The sequence below is a fragment of the Streptomyces sp. NPDC049577 genome (genome assembly GCF_040675635.1).
Lineage (GTDB): Bacteria > Actinomycetota > Actinomycetes > Streptomycetales > Streptomycetaceae > Streptomyces.
Genome location: NZ_JBFAPH010000319.1, coordinates 1 through 7,308 on the forward strand (window position 1 = coordinate 1; position 7,308 = coordinate 7,308).

Annotated in this window: 8 protein-coding genes and 1 pseudogene; 8 read left to right on the plus strand and 1 reads right to left on the minus strand. The window is 72.4% G+C overall.

What is annotated here, in order from left to right:
- From AB0K09_RS26865 to AB0K09_RS26880, 4 genes and pseudogenes are all read left to right on the plus strand, one after another.
- Window positions 1-328: pseudogene (locus tag AB0K09_RS26865) on the plus strand (ATP-binding protein); the annotation flags it as partial.
- Window positions 325-1,530 carry a DNA-processing protein DprA gene (dprA, locus tag AB0K09_RS26870; protein WP_366067978.1) on the plus strand — a complete coding sequence of 402 codons (1,206 nt, stop codon included), beginning with the start codon at window positions 325-327 and terminating at the stop codon, window positions 1,528-1,530. The pseudogene AB0K09_RS26865 and the gene dprA, both read left to right, overlap by 4 nt.
- A gap of 236 nt (window positions 1,531-1,766) precedes the next feature.
- Complete coding sequence (gene whiG, locus AB0K09_RS26875; RefSeq protein WP_366067979.1) at window positions 1,767-2,603, plus strand: RNA polymerase sigma factor WhiG; 837 nt, start codon at window positions 1,767-1,769, stop codon at window positions 2,601-2,603.
- Between the two features lie 110 nt (window positions 2,604-2,713).
- On the plus strand, window positions 2,714-3,253 hold the full coding sequence (locus AB0K09_RS26880) for a TetR family transcriptional regulator (protein WP_366067986.1): 540 nt from the start codon (window positions 2,714-2,716) through the stop codon (window positions 3,251-3,253).
- On the opposite strand, the gene AB0K09_RS26885 is transcribed toward AB0K09_RS26880, so the two are convergent.
- Window positions 3,207-3,857, minus strand: a complete 651-nt coding sequence (locus AB0K09_RS26885; RefSeq protein ID WP_366067980.1) for a M23 family metallopeptidase — start codon at window positions 3,855-3,857, stop codon at window positions 3,207-3,209. The genes AB0K09_RS26880 and AB0K09_RS26885 overlap by 47 nt on opposite strands.
- Before the next feature lie 296 nt (window positions 3,858-4,153).
- Between AB0K09_RS26885 and rpsB the strand changes: the two genes are divergently transcribed.
- From rpsB to AB0K09_RS26905, 4 genes are all read left to right on the plus strand, one after another.
- Entirely contained in the window at window positions 4,154-5,011 is an 858-nt protein-coding gene (gene rpsB, locus AB0K09_RS26890) for a 30S ribosomal protein S2 (protein WP_366067981.1), read from the plus strand.
- A 166-nt stretch (window positions 5,012-5,177) separates the two neighbouring features.
- Window positions 5,178-6,014 carry a translation elongation factor Ts gene (gene tsf / locus AB0K09_RS26895; protein WP_366067982.1) on the plus strand — a complete coding sequence of 279 codons (837 nt, stop codon included), beginning with the start codon at window positions 5,178-5,180 and terminating at the stop codon, window positions 6,012-6,014.
- Window positions 6,015-6,176: 162 nt separating this feature from the next.
- Window positions 6,177-6,956, plus strand: a complete 780-nt coding sequence (gene pyrH / locus AB0K09_RS26900; protein WP_366067983.1) for a UMP kinase — start codon at window positions 6,177-6,179, stop codon at window positions 6,954-6,956.
- Between the two features lie 172 nt (window positions 6,957-7,128).
- A partial coding sequence (locus AB0K09_RS26905) for a ribosome recycling factor (RefSeq protein WP_366067985.1) occupies window positions 7,129-7,308 on the plus strand: 180 nt, incomplete at its 3' end.

Consider the following 7,308-nt stretch of genomic DNA (forward strand, 5'->3'; position numbering starts at 1 on the left):
GACCGCCGAGGTCGCCGCCCGCGTCCTGGCCGCCCGCGAGCGGGCCGCCGGCCGCTACGCCGGCACCCCCTGGCGTACCAACAGCGAGGTGCCCGGCCATGAGCTGCGTACCCGCTGGCGCCCCGCCCCCGGCGCGCTGGAGGAGGCCGAGCGGGACATGGAGCGCGGCTTGCTGACGGCCCGCGGGCTGGACCGGGTGCTGCGGGTGGCGTGGACCGTGGCAGACCTCGCCGGGCACGGCAGACCCGACGCCGGCGATCTGAACCAGGCCCTCGAACTGCGCACCGGCGTCCCGCGCGGGGCGCCCCTCGCCGGAGCCCGGCCATGACCGGCCCCGGCGCCGAGGAACGGCTCGCCCGGGCCGCCCTCACCCGACTGGCCGAACCCGGCGACGAGACCGTGGGCCGCTGGCTGCGGGAGATGGGCGCGCCCGCCCTGGTGCGGGGGCTCACCGGCGCCGGCCCGCCGCCGAAGGGGGCGCGCGCCGAGCGGCTGGCGGGCTGCCGGGCCCGTGCCGAGACCCTCGACCCCGTCCTCGACCTCAAGACCCTGGCCCGCCTGGGCGGCCGCTTCCTGTGCCCCGGGGACACCGAGTGGCCCACCCAGCTCGACGATCTGGGCGACGCCCGCCCGTTCGGCCTGTGGGTGCGCGGCAGCCCCGACGTCCGCCTGTGGGCCCTGCGCTCCGTCGCCGTCGTGGGCGCCCGCGCCTGCACCGACTACGGCTCGCACGTCGCCGCCCTGCTCGGCGCCGGCCTCGCCGAGCGCGGCTGGGCCGTGGTCTCGGGCGCCGCCTACGGGGTCGACGGGGCCGCGCACCGGGGAGCGCTCGCGGCGGGCGGGGCCACGATGGCAGTCCTCGCCTGCGGGGTCGACGTGCCCTATCCGCGCGGCCACACCGAACTGCTCGAAAGGATCACGCGGCAGGGTCTCGTCCTCGCCGAACTCCCGCCCGCCGGACACCCCACGCGCAGCCGCTTCGTGCTCCGCAACCGCGTCATCGCCGCGTTGACGCGGGGCACCGTGGTCGTCGAGGCCGAGTACCGCAGCGGCTCCCTGGTCACCGCCCGCCGTGCCCGCGAACTCGGCCGGCACACCATGGGCGTCCCCGGGCCGGTCACCTCCGGGCTCTCGGCCGGCGTGCACGAACTGCTGCGCGAGGGCGCCGAGCTGGTGACCGACGCCGACGACGTCACCGAGCTCGTCGGCGGCATGGGCGAGCTCGCCCCGCCCCGCCGGGGGCCCGTCGTGCCCCGGGACCTGCTCGCACCGGCGGCCGCGAAGGTGCTCGAAGCGATCCCCGGCACGGGCGGCGCGGACCCCTCCCGCATCGCCCGCGACGCCTGTCTGAGCAGGGACCACGCGGTCGCGCGGCTCTATGAACTCCAGGCCCTCGGCTTCGTGGAACGCCAGGGGGACCAGTGGCGGTTGCCGGCCCCCGCCCACACCCCCGCCACCGCCCCCGCGTCAACATCCGTCACCCCCAAGCCCCCCGGACGGCATCCCGGTATGCGGCGAGGCGGTGCTTGACCTGGGGTGATCGGGTGAAAGGGTTAAGCCGATGACCGCGGCGGCCGATAGGCCGGGCGCCGCACGGCCGCCGAGGGCCCGGCGGCCGCCACCGCGGACGCGGTCAGCGGAACGTCCCTGCGTCTACCGAAGGGGTCTCCTCGCGCACCGCAGCGCCTCAGTCACGCTACGCTCACGGGATCCCAGCCCCTCGCACCACCCGATCCACGTCACAGCAGAACGGCTCAAGACGACGAATGCCCCAGCACACCTCCGGGTCCGACCGCGCGGCGGCACCGCCCGCAGCGCGCGGAGCCGTGCGCCCTCCCGCACCCTCGACGCTCGACGAGCTGTGGCGGTCGTACAAGGCCTCGGGCGACGAACGGCTGCGGGAACAACTGATCCTCCACTACTCGCCCCTGGTGAAGTACGTGGCCGGCCGGGTCAGCGTCGGGCTGCCGCCCAACGTCGACCAGGCGGACTTCGTCTCCTCCGGGGTCTTCGGCCTCATCGACGCGATCGAGAAGTTCGACCCCGCCCGGTCCATCAAGTTCGAGACCTACGCCATCACCCGCATCCGCGGCGCCATGATCGACGAACTGCGGGCGCTGGACTGGATCCCGCGCTCGGTCCGGCAGAAGGCCCGCGCCGTCGAGCGCGCCTACGCCACCCTGGAGGCGCAGCTGCACCGCACGCCCTCCGAGGCCGAGGTCGCCGGGGAGATGGGCATCCCCCTGGAGGAACTGCACGCCGTCTTCAGCCAGTTGTCGCTGGCCAACGTGGTCGCCCTGGAGGAGCTGCTGCACTCCGGCGGCGAGGGCGGGGACCGGCTGAGCCTCATGGACACCCTGGAGGACACCGCCGCCGACGACCCGGTCGAGGTCGCCGAGGACCACGAGCTGCGCCGCCTGCTGGCCCGCGCCATCAACACCCTCCCCGACCGGGAGAAGACCGTGGTCACCCTCTACTACTACGAGGGCCTCACCCTCGCCGAGATCGGGCACGTCCTCGGCGTCACGGAGAGCAGGGTCAGCCAGATCCACACCAAGTCGGTGCTCCAGCTCAGGGCGAAGCTCGCGGACGTCGGGCGCTGACGCCCGGGCGGGTCGCTGAATCGTCCCTCCTCGTCGTTCCGCGCGGGCCCGGTCCGTACAGTGGTGCCGTGCCCAGGATTCGAGCGGCCTCCGTGGCCGAGCACCGGACGATGCAGCGCGGCGCCCTGCTGGACGCCGCCCGCGCCCTGCTCTCGGAAGGCGGGACGGAAGCCCTGACCTTCCCCGCCCTCGCCGAGCGCACCGGACTCGCGCGGTCCTCGGTCTACGAGTACTTCCGCTCCCGGGCCGCCGTCGTCGAGGAGCTGTGCGCCGTCGACTTCCCCGTCTGGGCCGCCGAGGTCGAGGCCGCCATGGAGCGGGCCGACACGCCCGAGGCGAAGATCGAGGCGTATGTGCGGCAGCAGCTCGCCCTCGTCGGCGACCGCCGGCACCGGGCCGTGGTCGCGATCTCCGCCGGCGAGCTCGACACCGGCGCCCGGGAGAAGATCCGCGCCGCGCACGGCGGACTGATCGCGATGGTCGTCGAGGCGCTGCTCGCCCTCGGCCACGAGCAGCCGCGCCTGACGGCCATGCTCCTGCAGGGAGTCGTCGACGCGGCCGTCCGCCGCATCGAGCTGGGGGCGGCCGAGGAGCCGGAGCGGATCACGGAGGCGGCCGTGGCCATGGCGCTCGGGGGAGTGCGGGGCTGACCGGAGCCCGCACGGGACCGAACCCCCACAGGCGTGACGGCGCGCGCCGCAGCATCCACGGCGGCAGCAGCCCCAGCGGATCCAGATAGGTCTCCCCCTGCCGCAACCCCCAGTGCAGACAGCCCTCGGTGCAGTGGGACCGCGCCCCGGCCTCCAGCACCCCGATCACCTCGCCCGCCCGCACGGCGGCCCCCTCGCGCACAAGCGGCCGTACCGGCTCGTACGTGGTCCTCAGCGGCGGCGGACCCGTCCCGGCCAGCTGGACCGAGAGCACGCCCCGGCCGGCGACCGCCCCGGCGAACGCCACCGTGCCGCCGGCGGCGGCCCGCACGGGGGTGCCCGGGGCGGCCGCCAGATCGACGCCGCGGTGGCCCGCGGCCCAGGGGAACGGGGGCGGATCCCAGGCCCGGACCACCAGCGGCCGTAGGCCGCGGGCGCCCGGCACCGGCCAGGCGCGGTCGGGGGCGGCATCCGCCGCCCGTGCGGGCCCGCCCAGGAGGGGGCTCATGAACAGGGCCACAAGCACGATCATGAGCACGGTCATGAGCGCGCGCAGGGGCAGCGGCGGGCCGACGGCAAGGCGTCGCACACGGTTCGGTCGCATGACCCCACGGTGACGAAGATCCCGCGTTCGCGGGGCTCTTGGCCCCGATCCGTGGACTACTCGCGGGTTGTGGACAACGCCGTCACCCGGGCCTTCCCGGGTCCCGTACACTTCTCATGGCGATCCGGGTCACCGGGTCGACTTCGCACGCCCCGCCACCGGCATCCCGGTGGACGCGTCCCTCGGTCCAGCGACACCTCGAAATCTCTTCCGGGTTCCCTGGCAGGCCGCGCCGGGGCGTCAGGAGCGGCGGCCGCCCGGCCGCCGTGGAACCGAGTATTTCAAGGAGCGCGGCCATGGCCGTCGTCACGATGCGGGAGCTGCTGGAGAGCGGCGTCCACTTCGGTCACCAGACCCGTCGTTGGAACCCGAAGATGAAGCGTTTCATCTTCACCGAGCGCAACGGCATCTACATCATCGACCTGCTCCAGTCGCTGTCGTACATCGACCGCGCCTACGAGTTCGTCAAGGAGACCGTCGCGCACGGCGGCTCCATCATGTTCGTCGGTACGAAGAAGCAGGCCCAGGAGGCCATCGCCGAGCAGGCGACCCGTGTCGGCATGCCCTACGTGAACCAGCGCTGGCTGGGCGGCATGCTCACCAACTTCTCGACCGTCTACAAGCGCCTGCAGCGCCTGAAGGAGCTCGAGCTCATCGACTTCGAGGACGTGGCCGCCTCCGGCCTCACCAAGAAGGAGCTCCTGGTCCTCTCCCGCGAGAAGGCCAAGCTGGAGAAGACCCTCGGCGGCATCCGCGAGATGCAGAAGGTGCCGAGCGCCGTCTGGGTCGTCGACACCAAGAAGGAGCACATCGCCGTCGGTGAGGCGCGCAAGCTCCGCATCCCGGTCGTCGCCATCCTCGACACCAACTGCGACCCCGACGAGGTCGACTACAAGATCCCGGGCAACGACGACGCGATCCGCTCCGTCACCCTGCTCACCCGCGTGATCGCCGACGCCGTCGCCGAGGGCCTCATCGCCCGCTCCGGTGCCGCCACCGGTGACGCGAAGGCCGACAAGGCCGCCGGCGAGCCGCTCGCCGAGTGGGAGCGCGACCTGCTCGAGGGCGAGAAGAAGGCGGACGCCGAGGCCGAGAAGCCGGCCGAGGCCGAGGCTGAGGCCGAGAAGCCGGCCGCGGACGCCGAGCAGGCCTGACCTGCCGCACCGGCCCGGCGGGGGCTCCTGCCCCCGCCGGTGCCGGCGGATCCACGGTCGGTTCCCGTCCGGTGGACGGGACCCGGCCGCTGTGGTGACCTCAAGACGGACAGCCTGCCCGGCGCACGGCGCGGAGCCAGGCGTAGTGCACGAGAAGGATTGAAGGATGGCGAACTACACCGCCGCTGACGTCAAGAAGCTCCGCGAGCTCACGGGCGCCGGCATGATGGACTGCAAGAAGGCGCTCGACGAGGCCGAGGGCAACCTCGAGAAGGCCGTCGAGATCGTCCGCGTCAAGGGCCTGAAGGGCGTCGCCAAGCGCGAGAGCCGCACCACCGAGAACGGTGCCGTCGCCTCCCTCATCGCCGACGACAACACCTCCGGTGTCATCGTCGAGCTGAAGTGCGAGACGGACTTCGTCGCCAAGGGCGAGAAGTTCATCACCGTCGCCGACGCCCTGGCCGCCCACATCGCCAAGAGCGCCCCGGCCGACGTCGACGCCCTCATGGCTTCCGAGATCGAGCCCGGCAAGACCGTCCAGGCGTTCGTGGACGAGGCCAACGCCACCCTCGGCGAGAAGATCGTCGTGGACCGCTTCGCGTACTTCGCCGACGGCCAGGTCTTCGCCTACATGCACCGCACCGCCGCGGACCTGCCCCCGCAGGTCGGCGTCCTGGTCGAGCTGGACAAGGCCGACGCCGAGGTCGCCAAGGACGTCGCGCAGCACATCGCCGCCTTCGCGCCGAAGTTCCTCTCCCGTGACGCCATCCCGGCCGAGGTCGTGGAGAACGAGCGCCGCGTCGCCGAGGCCACCGCGCGCGAGGAGGGCAAGCCCGAGGCCGCCCTGCCGAAGATCGTCGAGGGTCGCGTCACCGGCTTCTTCAAGGAGCAGGTCCTGCTGGACCAGCCCTTCGCGAAGGACAACAAGAAGACCGTCCAGAAGGTCCTGGACGAGGCCGGTGTCACGCTGAAGCGCTTCGCCCGCATCCGCGTCGGCGCCTGAGCCGTCAGCAGGGCAGCGAATGACCTGCGACCCGCTAGGGTCGTACGCAGTCGGCCGTCCACCGGTCGGCCGCTGATGTGACGAGGAGGCCATTGCCGCTAAGGGAACCGAAAGGACCCGTCCGGCAGTGGCCTTCTTCGTATGTGCACGAGGAGAATTCCAATGAATCAGGGTGCGGACGCCACACGGGCCGCCGACGGCCACATCGCCGACCGGGAGAACCGCCGTCGGTTCCTGCTGAAACTGTCGGGCGAGGCCTTCGCCGGGGGCGGCGGGCTCGGTGTCGACCCCGATGTCGTGCACGCCATCGCCCGCGAGATCGCGGCCGTGGTCCGCGAGGGCTACGAGATCGCCGTGGTCATCGGCGGCGGCAACTTCTTCCGCGGCGCCGAGCTGCAGCAGCGCGGCATGGACCGGGCCCGCTCGGACTACATGGGCATGCTCGGCACGGTCATGAACTCCCTCGCCCTCCAGGACTTCCTGGTCAAGGAAGGCGTGGAGACCCGGGTCCAGACCGGTATCACCATGGGCCAGGTCGCCGAGCCGTTCATCCCGCTGCGCGCCGTGCGCCACCTGGAGAAGGGCCGCGTCGTGATCTTCGGCGCGGGCATGGGCATGCCCTACTTCTCCACCGACACCACCGCCGCCCAGCGCGCCCTGGAGATCCACGCCGAGGCGATTCTCATGGGCAAGAACGGCGTCGACGGGATCTACGACTCGGACCCGAAGAAGAACCCGGACGCGGTGAAGTTCGACGCACTCGAGTACGGCGAGGTGCTCGCCCGCGGCCTGAAGGTCGCCGACGCCACCGCCATCAGCCTGTGCATGGACAACAAGCTGCCGATCCTCGTCTTCGAACTGCTCGCCGAGGGCAACATCGCCCGCGCGGTGAAGGGTGAGAAGATCGGCACGCTCGTGAGCGACCAGGGCACGCGGGACTGACGAGCCCGTACGACCGCCCGCACCCGCCGCCCGCCGGGGGCGCGGACGGCAACTCCGGGCCGTGGGTTCACCTCGGCACGGGGATGGACAACCGCCTGCCGGTCGGACACCGTGCAGGAGAAGACGCGCGCAGGGGCGAGGCTCTGCTTACTGATAACACCAGGAGCAAGTGGTGATCGAAGAGATCCTCCTCGAGGCCGAGGAGAAGATGGAGAAGGCCGTTGTGGTCGCCAAGGAGGACTTCGCGGCGATCCGCACCGGGCGTGCGCATCCGGCGATGTTCAACAAGATCGTGGCGGACTACTACGGCGCGCTGACGCCGATCAACCAGCTGGCGTCGTTCTCGGTGCCG